We start from the raw sequence: 16,564 nt of genomic DNA, 5'->3' as shown, positions 1-16,564 counted from the left end.
TCACACCTTAGCCACGAGCGGGCGACCCAGCAGGCCTTGTGGGCGGAAGATAAGGATCATCACCAGCAGCGAGAAGCTGAACACGTCCTTGTAGTCGGAGTTGATCAGGCCAGAGAACAGCGACTCGGAAATGCCCAGGATGATCCCGCCGAGCATGGCGCCTGGCAGCGAACCGATGCCGCCGAGTACCGCGGCGGTGAACGCCTTGATACCGATGATGAAGCCGGCGTAGAAGTCAAAGGTGCCGTAGTTGAGGGTGATCAGCACGCCGGCCAGCGCGGCCATCACCGCACCGATGACGAACACGTAGGAAATCACCCGGTCGGTGTTGATACCGAGGATCGAGGCCATTTTGCGGTCTTGCTGGGTAGCGCGGCACATGCGGCCGAGCTTGGTGTACTTGATCACGTAGGTGAGCAGGCCCATGCCGACGAACGCCGCCACCAGAATGAAGATCTTGGTGTAGGTCAGTTGCACGAAGCCGGTGCCGACTTCGATGCGCATGGCGCCTTCGAGCAGGGTCGGCACGCCTTGCTGGCGGGCGCCCTGGCTGATCTGTGCGTAGTTCTGCAGGATCAGCGAGATGCCGATGGCACTGATCAGCGGTGCCAGGCGGGTGGAGTTACGCAGGGGTTTATAGGCGATGCGCTCGATGGTGAAGCCATACACGCCCGTGACGACGATGGTGAACAACAGTGTGCCCAGCATCAGCAGGGGGAACGACTCGACACCGAAATAGGCCAGCAATGCCAGGCTGATCGCCGCGAGGTACGCGGAGATCATGTACACCTCGCCGTGCGCGAAGTTGATCATGCCGATGATGCCATAGACCATTGTGTAGCCGATGGCGATCAGGCCATAGACCGACCCGAGGGTCAGGCCGTTGACCAGTTGCTGCAGGAAAATACCATCCATAACGCAATCTCACCTGAGCGAGACTGCACGCGCGCTGACCACCACAAGCCACGGATGAAGCGGGCCTGGCAGCGCAGAACCGTGCAGGTCTCCGAATAAGGACCGGTACCGCAGGGGCAATGGCCCGGACGGGCGTCCGGGCCAGCTGCCGTATTATTTTTGTTTTTCCAGCTGGTGGTACTTGCCGTCCTTGTCCCACTGGTAGACCACGTAGTCGGAGACTTTCAGGTCGCCCTTGCTGTCCCACTCCTTCTTGCCCATGACGGTTTCGACCGGGTTGGCCTTGAGCCACTTGGCAGCATCTTCGCCCTTGTTCGACTTGGCGCCGTTGAAGCCAGCGGCCAGGGCCTGGACCGAGGCGTAGGCATACAGGGTATAGCCTTCAGGCTCGGTGCCGGCCTTGCGGAACTCCTCGACCACCGCCTTGCTTTCCGGCAGCAGGCGCGGGTCGGCACCGAAGGTCATGTACACGCCATCGACGTACTGCGCGCCGCCGGCAGTGGACACCAGTTCGTCGGTGACGATGCCGTCATCGGACATGAACTTGACGTCCTTCAGGCCCTGTTCGCGCAGCTGGCGCACCAGCGGGCCGGCTTCCGGGTGCAGGCCACCGAAGTAGACCACGTCGGCACCGGCGGCACGGATCTTGGTGACCACGGCGCTGAAGTCCTTCTCGCCACGGGTCAGGCCTTCGTACAGCACCGGCTTGACGCCGCGCTTCTCCAGCTGCGCCTTGGTCGCATCAGCCAGGCCCTGGCCGTAGGTGTCCTTGTCGTGCAGCACCGCGACCTTCTTGCCCTTGAGCACGTCGACGATGTAGTTGCCAGCGACGATGCCCTGCTGGTCGTCACGACCGCACATGCGGAACATCGCGTTCAGGCCGCGCTCGGTGACCTGCGGGTTGGTGGAGCCCGGGGTGATGGCGATCACGCCGGCTTCGTCATACACCTCGGAGGCCGGAATGGTGTTGGAAGAGCAGAAGTGGCCGACCACGCCGATCACCTTGTCCTGGTCGACCAGGCGGTTGGCCACGGCCACGGCCTGCTTCGGCTCGCAGGCGTCATCGCCTTTCACCAGGACGATCTTCTCGCCATTCACGCCGCCAGCGGCGTTGATCTTGTCGGCCGCTGCCTGCGCACCTTTCATGTACTGCTCGCCAAACGCTGCGTTGGCCCCGGTCATGGGGCCCGCGACGCCGATCTTGACGTCGGCCTGAACATACGAAGAAACACCCAGTGCCGTAGCTACGGCAAGAGCCAGGAAACCTTTCTTGTAAAACGTCTGCGACATGAGGTGGTGCTCCTAGAGTTTTTTTAGTGTGGCACTACAACTTCTCAGCCCTGAGCTCAGAGCAAGGGCCGTGCCATCGGTTTTGTCTTCCGGGAAAACACACTGCAGAGGTCGACCCCAGGCGACCGACGGCCTTTTCTTTATTGAGCGTGCAACCGTCTGCCACGCGGCAGGCGCCACCACACGTACAGACAAGGAGCAACCGTCGAGCGCCATCATTGCAACCCTGGCAAGTGTTTACGTGCAACCGCCCTGTAACAGTGGACGTCACCGAAGTGCACACCGCTGGTGCGCGACTGCTACAGGCAGCACTGTTTCAAGGCTAGCTGGTGCACGGAAAAACACCTGATTTGGCTATTACGCGGCCTCTGTGGGAACGGGCTTGCCCGCGAACAGGCCGGCCCAGACACAACAAGACTCAAAAGACTGGCACAATGTCCACCATTCGCCGTTTCCGGAGCCCCCTTTGATGAGCGAGAGCGCATTCGCCGAGCGCATCGTGCACAACCTGCTCGACACCGACTTCTACAAGCTCACCATGATGCAGGGCGTGCTACACAACTACCCAGACGCCGACGTCGAATGGGAGTTTCGCTGCCGCAATGGCGAGGACCTGCGCCCCTACCTTGGCGAGATTCGCCACCAGCTCGAATTGCTCGCCGACCTGACCCTGGATGATGGCCAGCCGGCCTTCCTCGAACGCATCAGCTTCCTCAAGCCCGACTTCCTGCGCTTTCTGCGCCTGTTCCGCTTCAACCTGCGCTATGTGCGCATCGGCATCGAGAACGACCAGCTGTTCCTGCGCCTGAAAGGCCCCTGGCTGCACGTGATCCTGTTCGAAGTGCCGCTGCTGGCGATCATCAGCGAAGTGCGAAACCGCCACCTGCACCCGCGCATGCGCCTCTCCGAGGCCCGTGATCAGCTGTACCGCAAGTTCGACTGGCTGCGCGCCCACGCCAGCGACGACGAACTGGCCGAGCTGCAGGTGGCCGATTTCGGCACTCGCCGGCGCTTTTCCAGCCGCGTGCAGGAAGACGTGGTGCGTGTACTGCGCGACGACTTCCCGGGCCGCTTCGTCGGCACCAGCAACGTCGACCTGGCATGGAAACTGGACATCAAGCCGCTGGGCACCATGGCTCACGAGTGGATCATGGCCCACCAGCAACTCGGCCCGCGCCTGATCGACAGCCAGATCGCCGCGCTGGATTGCTGGGTCCGCGAGTATCGTGGCCTGCTCGGCATCGCCCTGACCGACTGCATCACCATGGATGCCTTCCTCAACGATTTCGACTTGTACTTCGCCAAGCTGTTCGACGGCCTGCGCCACGACTCGGGCGAGCCGGTGGCCTGGGCGGAAAAGGCCATCGCCCATTACCAGAAACTGGGAATCGACCCGATGACCAAGACCCTGGTGTTCTCAGATGGCCTCAACCTGACCCGCTCGCTGGAAATCTTCCGTGCCCTGCGCGGGCGCATCAACGTCAGTTTCGGCATTGGCACCAACCTCACCTGTGACATCCCCGGTGTGGCGCCGATGAACATCGTGCTTAAAATGACCGACTGCAACGGCTCGCCGGTGGCGAAGATCTCCGACGAAGCCGCCAAGACCCAGTGCCGCGACGAAAACTTCGTCGCCTACATGCGTCACGTATTCAAAGTCCCCAGCAAGGAGTAACCCATGCAAGCGGTTCAGCAAGAGATTGCCCAGGCGCTGAAGGTCCAGCCGCCGTTCGCCGACGCCGCTGCGCTCGAGGCCGAAGTTGCCCGGCGCGTGGCGTTCATCAAGGACTGCCTGGCCAATGCCAGGCTCAAGACCCTGGTGCTGGGCATCAGCGGCGGCGTCGATTCGCTGACCGCCGCCCTGCTCGCCCAGCGCGCCGTCAACGAGCTGCGCGCCGAAACCGGCGACCAAGCCTACACCTTCATCGCCGTGCGCCTGCCGTACCAAGTGCAGCATGACGAGCATGACGCCCAGGCCTGCCTTGAGGTGATCAAGGCCGATGAGGTGCACACCGTCGACATCGCCCCGGCCGTGCGCGCATTGGCGGCTGAAGTGGTGGAGTTGAAGAATGGCTCGCCGACACTGGTGGACTTCGTGGTCGGCAACGTCAAGGCACGGACGCGCATGGTGGCCCAGTACACCATCGCCGGCGCCCGCGCAGGCCTGGTGATCGGTACCGACCACGCCGCCGAGGCGGTGATGGGCTTCTTTACCAAGTTCGGGGATGGTGCCTGCGACCTGGCGCCGCTGAGCGGGCTGGTGAAGAACCAAGTGCGGGCGATCGCTCGCAGCTTTGGTGCGCCGGAATCGCTGGTGGAGAAGGTGCCGACAGCGGACCTGGAAGACCTGGAGCCGGGCAAGCCGGACGAGGCGTCCCATGGCGTGACCTACCAGCAGATCGATGCCTTCCTGCATGGGCTGCCGGTTGACCAGGCAGCGTTCGACATCATCGTCGCCACCTACCGCAAGACCCAGCACAAGCGCGAACTGCCGTTCGCCCCTTGAAAAGCTTCGCGGGCAAGCCCGCTCCCACAGGGTTCGGTGATCAACCTGTGGGAGCGGGCTTGCCCGCGAATAGGCCCTGAAGCCCTATACAGCTGTCGTTACTTGACGACAACCTTGCCCTTCATCATCGAGATGTGGCCCGGGAAGGTGCAGAAGAAGCTGTAGTCACCACCGGCTTCCAGCTTGGAAGTGTCGAACTTCACTTCGGTTTTCTTTTCCGGCGCGCCGATCATCTTGGTGTGGGCGATGATCCCGGCGTTGGCGCCGTTGATGTAGTCGTTCTCCAGGCCTTTGCTCATACCTTCGGTAGCAATGCCCTGCATGTCTGCAGTCTTGCTGATCACCAGGTTATGGCCCATGACGTTCTTCGGCAGGCTGCCGGAGTGGGTCAGTTCGACGGTGAATTCCTTGCAGCTCTTGTCGACGGTGAATTCCTTGCTGGTGTAGGACATCTGGTCGGTCGAGTCGACGGTCACCGAGCACTCGGCTGCGAAGACAGAGGCGCTGGCGAGGGTCAGCAGGGATACCGCTACAGCTTTCGCAAACATCATGAATCTCCTTGGCAGGGTTTTATCAATTGCGAGACTGCCTGAAACCGTTCTACCCCCTGCTGATATGGGTCAAGGGGGTGTCAAGTGGCCAGCCAGTTGAATTGTTCAATGGATTGTATACAACCAATCTAAGGGCACATCATGCCCTTTTAATAGACGATGGGACAACCCTCTCATTCAGGAGCCATCGCAATGTCCCTTTCAAGTTTCATGAACAGCATGCTCGCCGCCTACGCCCACGGGGCCACGGGTGCCAGCTGCGAATTCTCACGTCCGGAGTAAAACCGGCATTGGAGACGTCAGACTATTCGCTTTACCCTGTCAGCGATATGACTGGAGAAGCCCGATGTCTGTACGTTCCGTTTGTGTGTTCTGTGGCGCCAGTATCGGCGCCAACCCTGCCTACCGTGAGGCGGCCGCCGCGCTTGGCCAGGCCATTGCCCGCCGCGGCCTGACGCTGGTCTACGGCGGTGGCGCGGTCGGCCTGATGGGCACCGTCGCCGATGCGGCCATGGCGGCCGGCGGCGAAGTGATCGGGATCATTCCCGAAAGCCTGATGAATGCCGAGATCGGGCATAAAGGCCTGAGCCGGCTGGAGGTGGTCGACGGCATGCATGCGCGCAAGGCGCGTATGGCCGAGCTGAGCGATGCCTTCATTGCCCTGCCGGGTGGCCTGGGCACGCTGGAAGAGCTGTTCGAGGTGTGGACCTGGGGGCAACTGGGCTATCACGCCAAACCACTGGGGCTGCTCGATGTGAATGGCTTCTACGAGAAGCTGGGCGGGTTCCTCGACCATATAGTCGAAGAAGGCTTCGTGCGGCCGCAGCATCGGGCCATGTTGCTGCTGGCGCAGCAGGCCGATGCGCTGCTGGATGGGATGGAACGGTTCGAGTCGCCGGTGTTGCCAAAGTGGGTCGACAAGAAGCCTGACTGAAGGCTGATATCCTGGGACCGCTTCGCGGTCCTTTCGCGACACAAGGCCGCTCCTACAAGGAATCGCGTTAACCTGTAGGAGCGGCCTTGTGTCGCGAAAGGGCTGCGCAGCAGCCCCAAAGTGGATCAGCTTAACGCGGGATTACGGGCTGGCGTGGCTTCTTGCCCTTGCCGCCACCGCCCTTGGCCGCTTCCTTGCGCTCCTTGGCCGCCTGCTGGTTGCGGGCAAACGCCTCGGCCTTGGCCTTCTCGCGCTTGTCCCACGGCTTGCTGCCATCGCTGCCACGCGGTGGCAGGCCGGTGTGCTGGGTGAGGATCTTCTGATCCTTGCCCACCTTGTGGCTGCCGGCCGGGGTCGAGTTCTTGCGGCGCGCGCTCTGGTACGTGTCGGTCTGCGGCTGGTGCAGCGGTATCAGCTGGTGCTTGCCCGGCCCGATCAGGTCGGCACGGCCCATGCGCTGCAGCGCTTCACGCAGCATCGGCCAGCCCTTCGGGTCGTGATAGCGCAGGAACGCCTTGTGCAGGCGACGCTGCTCCTCGCTCTTGACGATCTCCACCCCTTCGCTCTTGTACGTGACCTTGCGCAGCGGGTTCTTGCCCGAGTGGTACATGGCCGTGGCCGAGGCCATCGGCGACGGGTAGAACGCCTGCACCTGGTCAGCGCGGAAGCCGTTGCCCTTGAGCCACAGGGCCAGGTTCATCATGTCTTCGTCGGTGGTGCCCGGGTGCGCGGCGATGAAGTACGGGATCAGGTACTGCTCCTTGCCCGCCTCTTTCGAGAACTTCTCGAACATGCGCTTGAAGCGGTCGTAGGTACCGATGCCCGGCTTCATCATCTTGTCCAGCGGCCCACGCTCGGTGTGCTCCGGGGCAATCTTCAGGTAGCCGCCAACGTGGTGGGTGACCAGCTCCTTGACGTACTCCGGCGATTCCACCGCCAGGTCGTAGCGCAGGCCCGAGGCGATCAGGATCTTCTTCACGCCTGGCAGGGCACGGGCCTTGCGGTACAGCTCGATCAGCGAGCTGTGGTCGGTGTTGAGGTTCTCGCAGATGCCCGGGAACACGCACGACGGCTTGCGGCAGTGCTTCTCGATCTCGTGGCTCTTGCAGGCGATGCGGTACATGTTGGCGGTCGGGCCGCCAAGGTCGGAGACCACGCCGGTGAAGCCCGGCACCTTGTCACGCATCTCTTCGATTTCGTGCAGGATCGACTCGTGGGAGCGGTTCTGGATGATGCGGCCTTCGTGCTCGGTGATCGAGCAGAAGGTGCAGCCACCGAAGCAGCCACGCATGATGTTCACCGAGAAACGGATCATCTCGTAAGCCGGGATGCGCTCTTTGCCGTAGGCCGGGTGCGGAATACGCGCGTAGGGCATGCCGAACACGTAGTCCATTTCCTCGGTGGTCATGGGAATGGGTGGCGGGTTGAACCACACATCCACTTCGCCATGCTTCTGCACCAGGGCGCGGGCGTTGCCCGGGTTGGTCTCCAGGTGCAGCACGCGGTTGGCGTGGGCATAGAGCACCGGGTCGTTACGGACCTTTTCGAACGACGGCAGGCGGATCACCGACTTTTCCCGGGTCACGCTCGGGCTGTCGAGGATCTGCACCACCTTGGCTTCATTCGGGTCTTCCTGGTCGCCCTTGGCCTGCTCGATGGCGCAGGCCTGGGTGTCCTGGGTATTCACGTACGGGTTGATGATCTTGTCGACGCGGCCCGGGCGGTCGATACGGGTAGAGTCGATCTCGTACCAGCCTTGCGGCGTGTCACGGCGTACGAAGGCAGTGCCGCGCACGTCGGTGATCTGCTCGATGCTTTCACCCTGCGACAGGCGCTGGGCCACTTCGACGATGGCCCGTTCGGCGTTGCCGTACAGCAGGATGTCGGCGCTGGCGTCGATCAGGATCGAATGGCGGACCTTGTCCTGCCAGTAGTCATAGTGGGCAATGCGACGCAGCGAGGCCTCGATGCCGCCCAGCACGATCGGTACGTGCTTGTAGGCTTCCTTGCAGCGCTGGCTGTACACCAGGCTGGCACGGTCCGGGCGCTTGCCCGCCAGACCACCCGGGGTATAGGCGTCGTCGGAGCGGATCTTCTTGTCCGCAGTGTAGCGGTTGATCATCGAGTCCATGTTGCCGGCCGCGACGCCAAAGAACAGGTTTGGCTCGCCCAGTTTCATGAAGTCGTCTTTGGACTGCCAGTTCGGCTGGGCGATGATGCCCACGCGGAAGCCCTGGGCTTCCAGCAGGCGGCCGATGATGGCCATGCCGAACGACGCGTGGTCGACGTAGGCATCCCCGGTCACGATGATGATGTCGCAGGAATCCCAGCCGAGCTGATCCATCTCCTCCCTGCTCATCGGCAGGAATGGTGCTGGCCCGAAGCATTCGGCCCAGTACTTGGGATAGTCGTAGAGTGGTTTGGCTGCTTGCATGTCAGTGACCGGTTTTGATGTGCAGGGAAATCGCGGGCGCGGAATATAGCACAAATTTTGATCAAATCCGACGGTGGTTGTCGGATTCATGTGAGGCCAGTGGCTTATTCGTCGTCGTCGAAGTTGTACATGCCCGGCGCGAGGTTCTCGAAGCGGGTGTACTTGCCGATGAACGCCAGGCGCACGAAGCCGATGGGGCCGTTACGCTGTTTACCGATGATGATTTCCGCCACGCCCTTGTGCTCGGTTTCGGGGTGGTACACCTCGTCGCGGTACACGAACATGATCACGTCGGCGTCCTGCTCGATTGCACCGGATTCACGCAAGTCAGAGTTAACCGGGCGCTTGTTCGGCCGCTGTTCCAGGGAGCGGTTCAGCTGCGACAGGGCGATCACCGGGCAGTTGAACTCCTTGGCCAGGGCCTTGAGGGAACGGGAGATCTCGGAAATCTCGTTGGTCCGGTTGTCACCGGCGGAGCCTGGAATCTGCATCAGCTGCAGGTAGTCGACCATGATCATGGCGATCTCGCCATGCTCACGGGCCAGGCGGCGGGTACGCGCACGCATTTCCGACGGGCTGATACCGGCGGTATCGTCGATGAACAGCTTACGGTCGTTGAGCAGGTTCACCGCCGAGGTCAGGCGCGGCCAGTCGTCGTCATCGAGCTGGCCGGAACGCACCTTGGTCTGGTCGATGCGGCCCAGCGACGAGAGCATACGCATGATCAGCGACTCACCTGGCATTTCGAGGGAGAACACCAACACCGCCTTGTCGGTCCGCAGAACAGCGTTTTCCACCAGGTTCATGGCGAAGGTGGTCTTACCCATCGACGGACGGCCGGCGACGATGATCAGGTCGGCCGCCTGCAGGCCGCTGGTCTTCTCGTCCAGGTCGGTGAAGCCGGTGGACACGCCGGTGATGTCGCTGTCGGAATTGAACAGCGTATCGATACGGTCGATGGCCATGGTCAACAGCTCATTGACGCCCACCGGGCCGCCGGTTTTCGGCCGCGCCTCGGCGATCTGGAAGATCTGCCGTTCGGCATCGTCGAGGATTTCCTCGGCATTACGCCCTTGCGGGTTGAAGGCGTTGTCGGCGATGTCGGTACTGATGCTGATCAGTTGGCGCAGCGTGGCCCGCTCGCGAATGATCGCGGCATAGGCCTTGATGTTGGCCACCGACGGGGTGTTCTTGGCCAGCTCGGCCAGGTACGCCAGGCCGCCGACCTGGGACGACAGGCCTTCCTTGTCCAGCTGCTCGTGCAGGGTCACCACGTCGAATGGCTGGTTGGCGTCGGCCAACTTGTGCACGGCACGGAAGATCAGGCGGTGGTCATGCCGGTAGAAATCGCCATCCGACACCTGGTCCAGCACCCGCTCCCAGGCATTGTTGTCCAGCATCAGGCCACCGAGCACGGCCTGTTCGGCCTCGATGGAATGCGGCGGCACCTTCAGGGCAGCGGTTTGCAGGTCGAGCTGTTCGGAGTTGGTGATCTCGTTCATGGCCACGAAAGAATTCTGGAGGATGAAAAAGACAAAGGGCACGGCCTGAACGAACAGGACCGTGCCCGATGTTAACCGGCTATCCCGTGAGGGACCACCAGTCAGCGCAGCTTAGGCAGCTACGACGACCACACGTACGGTGGCTTCAACGTCGCTGTGCAGGTGCACGGCTACGTCGTATTCGCCAACCTGACGGATGGTGCCGTTCGGCAGACGAACTTCAGCTTTGGCCACTTCAACGCCGGAGGCGGTCAGGGCGTCAGCGATGTCGTGGGTGCCGATCGAACCGAACAGCTTGCCTTCGTCGCCAGCGGTGGCAGTGATGGTCACTTCCAGCTCGGCCAGTTGGGCAGCACGGCTTTCAGCCGAAGCTTTACGGTCAGCAGCTGCTTTTTCCAGCTCGGCGCGACGCTCTTCGAACGCAGCCAGGTTGGCGGCGTTGGCAACGGTGGCCTTGCCGAATGGCAGCAGGAAGTTACGGCCGTAACCAGCCTTAACTTTAACTTTGTCGCCCAGGTTGCCCAGGTTAGCGACTTTTTCCAGCAGGATCAGTTCCATTTGGTAAAACCTCTTAACTTTTAACCTTCACCGTTCGCGGAGTCTTTCCCCGGAGGGGACTTGCGACCGCGAAAATCAATCAGGCTGTCGACAATGGCCAGGACCATCAGCAACGGGTAGATCAGCTGCATGATCAGCGGCAACGTCACGTACATGCCCACCAGCCAGAAACCGGCCAGTCGCCCCTGTGCCACAAGGCCGTGCATCAAGGCGATGCCAGCCAGCACCAGTACCAGGCTCGACGCCGATGCCAGGATGATGAACTGCGACCCGATAAACGGAGCCACCACCATCACTGCCACCAAGACCGCCATGGTCTGTTTCGGCAACTTCAGTTCGCGAAATTCGCGACCGAAGCCTCCAGGGTTGTACAACGCTGCCTGCCAATAACGCGCCAGCACCAGGGCCAACACGCTGAACAATTGCACCGTCACTGCTGTGGAAGCGACCAGCACAGGGCGGATCAGCTCACCGGAGAGCACCGGCTCCCCTTCGATTTTCGGCATGGCTTCGGCAAACGCCTTGGCCAGCACATCGAAGGTCTGCGCCAGGGCCATGTCGAGCACGAGGCTGAAAACCACGGCAAACACGGCACTGGCGACCAGCACACGGCTCCAGGGATGCTCGGCGCGCAACAGCGCGGCCAGGCCCAGGGCACCAGCAATCACCAGGAAGGTGATCGGATCGCCCATGAACCACACGGCCAGCCCGGCCAGCAGGCCGCCGGCGATGACCGTTGAAGCATCCTTGAACCCACGCCGCAGCAGCACAAGGCTGCCAGCAGCGGCACTCAACCAGAACAGCAGCGGCAGTACCGCGCTGATGACCACCACCAGGGTGGCCTGCACACGACCGCGCATGATGAAACTTGCTAACGCTCGCATGCTAATCCCTTACTGCTTGTCGACGACCCGGTCTCAGCGGCCGTGGCTGTCGGTGTAGGGCAGCAGGGCCAGGAAGCGGGCGCGCTTGATAGCGGTAGCCAGCTGACGCTGATAACGAGCTTTGGTACCGGTGATACGGCTTGGAACGATCTTGCCGGTTTCGGATACGTAAGCTTTCAGGGTGTTGAGATCTTTGAAGTCGATCTCTTTCACGTCTTCAGCAGTGAAGCGGCAGAATTTACGACGACGGAAGAAACGTGCCATTTAATAGGCTCCTCTAAAGGTCCGTGGATTACTCGTCAGCGTTATCGCTGGAGTCGCTGTCATTGCTGTCGTCGCCGTCGGCGGATTCAGCATGCTCAGGACGCTCACGACGCTCACGGCGCTCGCTGCGGTTTTCTTCAGCCTTCAGCATCTCGGACTGGCCGGTTACGGCTTCGTCGCGACGGATGACGAGGTTACGGATAACGGCATCGTTGTAGCGGAAGTTGTCTTCCAGCTCGGCCAGGGCCTTGCCAGTGCACTCAACGTTCAGCATCACGTAGTGAGCCTTGTGAACATTGTTGATTGCGTAGGCCAGTTGACGACGGCCCCAGTCTTCCAGGCGGTGGATCTTGCCGCCATCTTCTTCGATCAGCTTGGTGTAACGCTCAACCATGCCGCCGACTTGCTCGCTCTGGTCCGGGTGAACCAGGAAGATGATTTCGTAATGACGCATGAATGCTCCTTACGGGTTAGTAGTCTGCCAGCGTATCTGATCAGACAAGGAGTGAATGACACTGTATGTCTTGCACGGAGGGGAGGCACATAGGCGCCTGCCAGCTCGGCAAGGGGCGCAATTGTAGAGAAGGCGGGGCGTACAAGCAAGGAGAGTGGTGAATATTTGAACAGCTGGAAACATATTCACAGGCAACCGGCCCTTTCGCGGGACAAGCCCGCTCCTACACGATCCCTGTAGGAGCGGGCTTGTCCCGCGAAGAGGCCGGTGAAGCTTACGTGATCAGCGCTTGGCCTGACGCTGGCGCACGGCCTCGAACAGACACACGCCCGTCGCCACCGACACGTTCAGGCTGCTGACGCTACCGCTCATCGGCAACTTCACCAGGAAGTCGCAATGCTCGCGGGTCAGCCGGCGCATGCCCTTGCCTTCCGCGCCCATGATCATCACCAGCGGGCCGGTCAGGTCCTGCTGGTAGATCTCCTGTTCAGCCTCGCCAGCGGTACCCACTACCCAAAGGCCACGCTGCTGCAGTTTCTCCAGCGTGCGCGCCAGGTTGGTCACGGCCACCAGCGGAATCACTTCCGCCGCGCCGCAGGCCACCTTGCGCACCACAGGCGTCAGGGTGGCCGACTTGTCCTTGGGCACGATCACCGCCGTGGCACCGGCCGCATCGGCGGTGCGCAGGCACGCGCCAAGGTTGTGCGGGTCGGTCACACCATCCAGCACCAGGATCAGCGGTGGGGTTTCGCTGCGTTCGAGCAACTCCTCGAGCATCAACTCGCCCCACACCTGGCTCGGGCTCACCTCGGCGACCACGCCCTGGTGCACGCCTTCGACCCAGGCATCCAGCTCACGGCGCTCGGCCTGGCCGACCGGCACGCGGTTTTCCGCGGCCAGTTCCAGCAGCGCCTGGATGCGCGGCTCGCTGCGCCCTTCCGACAGCCAGATCTGCTTGACCCGCTTCGGGTGGTGCTGCAGCAGTGCCTGCACGGCGTGCACGCCGTAGATCTTTTCCAGCTGACTCATGACTTGCTCTTGCTCTTGCGTGGCGCGCCGGACTTCGGCGGGCCTTTACGGTGCTTGGTCGGTTTGCCGGACGGCTTGCCGCCCTTGTCCGACTTGCTGCTGGCGTGGCCGCTGGTGCGCGCCTCGCTCATCAGCGCCTTTTTCATTTCGCGGCTCTTGCGCACTTCGGCGTTGCGCTGCACGGCGTCTTTCGGGAAGTACGCCTCCGCAGCCTCGCTCTTGCGGCTGCGCGGCTTCGGCGTGGCCTTGGCCTCGACCGCTGGCTCGGACTTCTCGGCCTTTTCGGCGCCTGGCGCGGCAGCACCACGCCCCTTGCGGCCAATCGGCGCATTGAGTTGCTGCTCGGAGACCTCGAAGTCGATCTTGCGCTCGTCGAGGTCAACACGCATGACCTTGACCTCGATGGTGTCGCCCAGGCGGAAGCTGCGCCCGGTGCGCTCGCCCGACAGGCGGTGGTGCACCGGGTCGAAGTGGTAATAGTCGCCCGGCAGCGCACTGACGTGCACCAGGCCTTCCACATAGATGTCGGTCAGCTCGACGAACAGGCCGAAACCGGTGACTGCGGTGATCACGCCCGGGAAGGTCTCGCCCACGCGATCCTTCATGAACTCGCACTTGAGCCAGTTGACCACATCACGGGTGGCTTCGTCGGCACGGCGCTCGGTCATCGAGCACTGCTCGCCGAGCTGGTCGAGGGCATTCACGTCGTACGGGTAGATACGCGCCTTGGGGATGCTCATGGCCCCGGCCCGCTTGACGTGCGGGGTCTCGACCTTGGAACGGATGATGCTGCGGATGGCGCGGTGCACCAACAGGTCCGGGTAACGGCGGATCGGCGAGGTGAAGTGGGTGTACGCCTCGTAGTTCAAGCCGAAGTGGCCGTTGTTGTCGGTGCTGTACACCGCCTGGCTCAGCGAGCGCAGCATCACGGTCTGGATCAGGTGGAAGTCCGGGCGCCCGGCGATGCTCGCCAGCAGGGCCTGGTAGTCCTTCGGCGATGGGTCCTTGCCCTTGTGCAGGGTCAGGCCCAGCTCGCCGAGGAAGGCGCGCAGTTTTTCCAGGCGCTCCGGCGGCGGGCCGTCGTGCACGCGGTAAAGGGCTGGGACTTCGTGCTTCTGCAGGAACGCGGCGGTGGCAACGTTGGCTGCCAGCATGCATTCTTCGATCAGCTTGTGGGCATCGTTGCGCACGGTCGGGCGGATTTCCGCGATCTTGCGCTCGTCGCCGAAGATGATTCGGGTTTCCTGGGTCTCGAAGTCGATGGCACCCCGAGCGTGGCGGGCATCCACCAGCACCTTGTACAGGTTGTACAGGTTCTTCAGGTCCGGCAGGACTTCCTTGTACTCCTCGCGCAGCGCCTTGCCCTCACGGGTACGGGCATGTTCGAGCATGCTGCTGACCTTGTTATAGGTCAGGCGGGCGTGGGAGTGGATAACGCCTTCGTAGAACTGGTAGTCGACCATCTGGCCGGCTTTGTTCATGGTCATTTCACAGACCATGGCCAGGCGATCGACATGCGGGTTCAGCGAGCACAGGCCGTTGGACAGCTCTTCGGGGAGCATCGGCACCACGCGCTCGGGGAAGTACACCGAGTTGCCGCGTTGCTGGGCTTCGTTGTCCAGGGCCGAGCCAAGGCGTACGTAGCTGGAGACGTCGGCGATTGCCACATACAAGCGCCAGCCACCAGAGAACATGCGCAGCTTGCCCAGCGGTTCGCAGTAGACGGCGTCATCGAAGTCGCGGGCGTCTTCGCCGTCGATGGTGACGAACGGCAGGTGACGCAGGTCGATGCGCTTCTCTTTGTCCTTCTCTTCGACTTCGGAGCGGAACTTGCGCGCTTCCTTGACCACATCGTTGGGCCAGACATGGGGAATGTCGTAGCTGCGCAGGGCAACGTCGATTTCCATGCCCGGCGCCATGTAGTTGCCGATCACCTCGACCACATCACCCTGCGGCTGGAAGCGCGGGGTTGGCCAGTGGGTGATCTTGATCTCGACGAACTGGCCGATCTTGGCGCCACCGTTACGCCCGGCGGTCACCAGCACTTCCTGCTGGATCTTCGGGTTGTCCGGGGTCACGTAGCCGATGCCGCCTTCTTCGAAGTAGCGGCCGACCACGCTTTCATGGGCGCGGGAGATGACTTCGACCAGCACGCCTTCGCGGCGGCCACGGCGGTCGACGCCGGAGACGCGGGCCAGGCCGCGGTCGCCGTCGAACACCAGGCGCATCTGCGACGGGCTGAGGAACAGGTCTTCGCTGCCGTCATCAGGGATCAGGAAGCCGAAACCGTCACGGTGGCCGGAGACACGGCCACAGATCAGGTCCAGCTTGTCTACCGGGGCATAAGTGCCGCGCCGGGTATAGATAAGCTGGCCGTCACGCTCCATGGCACGCAGGCGGCGGCGCAAGGCTTCGATCTGGTCTTCTTCATAAAGACCGAACTCTGCCGCCAGCTCCTCGCGCGCGGCCGGTTCGCCACGGTCGGCGAGGCGCTGCAGGATCAGCTCACGGCTGGGAATAGGGTTGTCGTATTTTTCCGCTTCGCGAGCGGCCTCGGGATCGAGGGATTGCCAATCGGCCATCAGAAGGGGTTCACCTTGGGGTATATAGATAGGAATTCTGGCATGTGCGTATTGAAACCGGAAATGTCAGCCTTGGACAGCCCCCGCTGCTGTGTATAGAGAGGGGCAATAGGCCTTCGGAATCAACAAGTTGAATTTTTTGAAATTTTTTTCGCTTGGGGGGTTTACAGCCCCCCCGGACCGTCCGTATAGTGCGCACCACAACGACGGACAAGCCCGAAGTTGTAGTAGAGATGAGCGGCGCTGTAAAGCATCTTTTATCTCGAATGTGTGCCCAGGTGGCGGAATTGGTAGACGCGCTGGTTTCAGGTATCAGTGACCGCAAGGTCGTGGAAGTTCGAGTCTTCTCCTGGGCACCAAATATTTTCAAGTAACAGATGACCAAGGATCTGTTACTACTGTGTGAAAGCGAACGATAGTCGCCTTCTCCAGATGATGTAAAGCTTTGCCCAGGTGGCGGAATTGGTAGACGCGCTGGTTTCAGGTATCAGTGACTTAACGGTCGTGGAAGTTCGAGTCTTCTCCTGGGCACCATACAAAAACCCACTAGCTTGCTAGTGGGTTTTTTCTTGCCTGCGATTTTTTGTACCCCCCACCTCCCCTCGCAACCCCCGGCATTACACGTTTGTCTGCCGATGAATTTCTCGTCACCCGGCCACTT

Annotated in this window: 14 protein-coding genes and 2 tRNA genes; 5 read left to right on the top strand and 11 right to left on the bottom strand. The window is 61.8% G+C overall.

Annotated elements, in window-relative coordinates:
* Entirely contained in the window at positions 1-915 is a 915-nt protein-coding gene (locus N430_RS04975; protein WP_103445874.1) for a branched-chain amino acid ABC transporter permease LivH, read from the bottom strand.
* Positions 916-1,068: 153 nt separating this feature from the next.
* Positions 1,069-2,205, bottom strand: coding sequence for an ABC transporter substrate-binding protein (locus N430_RS04970; protein WP_110633541.1), 1,137 nt, complete (start codon positions 2,203-2,205; stop codon positions 1,069-1,071).
* A gap of 469 nt (positions 2,206-2,674) precedes the next feature.
* Here N430_RS04970 and pncB point away from each other — a divergent pair, with 469 nt between their 5' ends.
* Positions 2,675-3,880, top strand: a complete 1,206-nt coding sequence (gene pncB, locus N430_RS04960) for a nicotinate phosphoribosyltransferase (RefSeq protein WP_110633534.1) — start codon at positions 2,675-2,677, stop codon at positions 3,878-3,880.
* Between the two features lie 3 nt (positions 3,881-3,883).
* Complete coding sequence (nadE, locus tag N430_RS04955) at positions 3,884-4,711, top strand: ammonia-dependent NAD(+) synthetase (RefSeq protein ID WP_110633531.1); 828 nt, start codon at positions 3,884-3,886, stop codon at positions 4,709-4,711.
* Between the two features lie 98 nt (positions 4,712-4,809).
* Here the strand turns inward: nadE and azu are convergent, their stop codons facing one another.
* Positions 4,810-5,259: an azurin gene (gene azu, locus N430_RS04950; RefSeq protein WP_110633528.1), complete on the bottom strand. Its 450-nt coding sequence runs from the start codon at positions 5,257-5,259 to the stop codon at positions 4,810-4,812.
* A gap of 349 nt (positions 5,260-5,608) precedes the next feature.
* On the opposite strand from azu, the gene N430_RS04945 reads away from it, so the two are divergent.
* The gene (locus N430_RS04945; protein WP_110633525.1) at positions 5,609-6,196 is read left to right on the top strand and encodes a TIGR00730 family Rossman fold protein; all 588 of its coding nucleotides are present in this window, start codon (positions 5,609-5,611) and stop codon (positions 6,194-6,196) included.
* A gap of 130 nt (positions 6,197-6,326) precedes the next feature.
* On the opposite strand, the gene N430_RS04940 is transcribed toward N430_RS04945, so the two are convergent.
* The 8 genes from N430_RS04940 to rnr all read right to left on the bottom strand — a co-directional run bounded on the left by N430_RS04940 (position 6,327) and on the right by rnr (position 15,903).
* Positions 6,327-8,630, bottom strand: coding sequence for a YgiQ family radical SAM protein (locus N430_RS04940; RefSeq protein ID WP_110633522.1), 2,304 nt, complete (start codon positions 8,628-8,630; stop codon positions 6,327-6,329).
* Between the two features lie 104 nt (positions 8,631-8,734).
* Positions 8,735-10,132, bottom strand: a complete 1,398-nt coding sequence (gene dnaB / locus N430_RS04935) for a replicative DNA helicase (protein WP_060477967.1) — start codon at positions 10,130-10,132, stop codon at positions 8,735-8,737.
* 111 nt (positions 10,133-10,243) lie between these two features.
* Entirely contained in the window at positions 10,244-10,690 is a 447-nt protein-coding gene (rplI, locus tag N430_RS04930; RefSeq protein WP_008101037.1) for a 50S ribosomal protein L9, read from the bottom strand.
* Positions 10,691-10,710: 20 nt separating this feature from the next.
* Complete coding sequence (locus N430_RS04925) at positions 10,711-11,574, bottom strand: hypothetical protein (RefSeq protein ID WP_060485666.1); 864 nt, start codon at positions 11,572-11,574, stop codon at positions 10,711-10,713.
* Positions 11,575-11,607: 33 nt separating this feature from the next.
* The gene (gene rpsR / locus N430_RS04920) at positions 11,608-11,838 is read right to left on the bottom strand and encodes a 30S ribosomal protein S18 (protein ID WP_003249563.1); all 231 of its coding nucleotides are present in this window, start codon (positions 11,836-11,838) and stop codon (positions 11,608-11,610) included.
* A 28-nt stretch (positions 11,839-11,866) separates the two neighbouring features.
* On the bottom strand, positions 11,867-12,292 hold the full coding sequence (rpsF, locus tag N430_RS04915; RefSeq protein ID WP_013974420.1) for a 30S ribosomal protein S6: 426 nt from the start codon (positions 12,290-12,292) through the stop codon (positions 11,867-11,869).
* Positions 12,293-12,574: 282 nt separating this feature from the next.
* Positions 12,575-13,321: a 23S rRNA (guanosine(2251)-2'-O)-methyltransferase RlmB gene (rlmB, locus tag N430_RS04910; RefSeq protein WP_027920757.1), complete on the bottom strand. Its 747-nt coding sequence runs from the start codon at positions 13,319-13,321 to the stop codon at positions 12,575-12,577.
* Positions 13,318-15,903: a ribonuclease R gene (rnr, locus tag N430_RS04905; protein ID WP_110633519.1), complete on the bottom strand. Its 2,586-nt coding sequence runs from the start codon at positions 15,901-15,903 to the stop codon at positions 13,318-13,320. Before rnr ends, rlmB begins: the two co-directional genes overlap by 4 nt.
* Before the next feature lie 272 nt (positions 15,904-16,175).
* Between rnr and N430_RS04900 the strand changes: the two genes are divergently transcribed.
* Together N430_RS04900 and N430_RS04895 are read left to right on the top strand one after the other, a co-directional pair.
* Positions 16,176-16,262: transfer RNA gene (locus tag N430_RS04900), tRNA-Leu, on the top strand.
* Between the two features lie 88 nt (positions 16,263-16,350).
* A tRNA-Leu gene (locus N430_RS04895) sits at positions 16,351-16,437 on the top strand.
* Positions 16,438-16,564: the final 127 nt, after the last annotated feature.

The sequence above is a fragment of the Pseudomonas sp. CC120222-01a genome (genome assembly GCF_003097235.1).
GTDB lineage: Bacteria > Pseudomonadota > Gammaproteobacteria > Pseudomonadales > Pseudomonadaceae > Aquipseudomonas.
The sequence above is the reverse complement of the archived record's forward strand: the minus strand, read 5'-3'. Positions and strand labels throughout refer to the sequence as shown.